This window comes from Sediminibacterium sp. (genome assembly GCF_051861365.1).
In the GTDB taxonomy this organism is placed as follows: domain Bacteria; phylum Bacteroidota; class Bacteroidia; order Chitinophagales; family Chitinophagaceae; genus Sediminibacterium.
The window spans coordinates 1-695 of sequence record NZ_JBHYCW010000073.1 but is presented as its reverse complement, the minus strand read 5'-3'; the positions used below and the strand labels follow the sequence as shown (position 1 = coordinate 695).

The 695-nt window shown below is 40.1% G+C and carries 1 rRNA gene; it reads left to right on the top strand.

Annotated elements, in window-relative coordinates:
- Positions 1-355: 355 nt before the first annotated feature.
- A 16S ribosomal RNA gene (locus tag ACTIEV_RS15510) occupies positions 356-695 on the top strand; the annotation flags it as partial.

The following is a 695-nucleotide window of genomic DNA, read 5'->3' as shown; positions in this document are numbered from 1 at the left end:
AAAGCTATTACATTTGCACTCCCAATTAAACGGGAAAAGTTCTTAGAGGTACAGAAGATTAGTTATAAAGTGTTGATAGATAGGTAGTTGTTGATATAATTAATATTTGATTGGATGAGGAAATGGGATTAAAAATTTTTCAAAATATTTTAGAAATATTTTGTTTAGATGAAATAAAAGCCCTTACATTTGCACTCCCAATAAAACGGGAAAAGCCTTGATAAGAGGTAAAGATCTTTGAAAGTTTGGAAGCAACAGCACATTTTTAGGAATGTAAGAAATACGAGCGCAAACATTAATTAGAATTGGCCGTTAATTTTTTTAGAGAATTAATAGTCAGATCAAAAACTCATTTACAATGGAGAGTTTGATCCTGGCTCAGGATGAACGCTAGCGGCAGGCTTAATACATGCAAGTCGAGGGGCAGCGGGTAGCAATACGCCGGCGACCGGCAAACGGGTGCGGAACACGTACACAACCTTCCTTTTAGTGGGGGATAGCCCAGAGAAATTTGGATTAATACCCCGTAAGATATTTAAGTGGCATCATTTAGATATTATAGGTTTACTGCTAGAAGATGGGTGTGCGGCTGATTAGGTAGTTGGCGGAGTAATAGCCCACCAAGCCGACGATCAGTAGCTGATGTGAGAGCATGATCAGCCACACGGGCACTGAGACACGGGCCCGACTCCTAC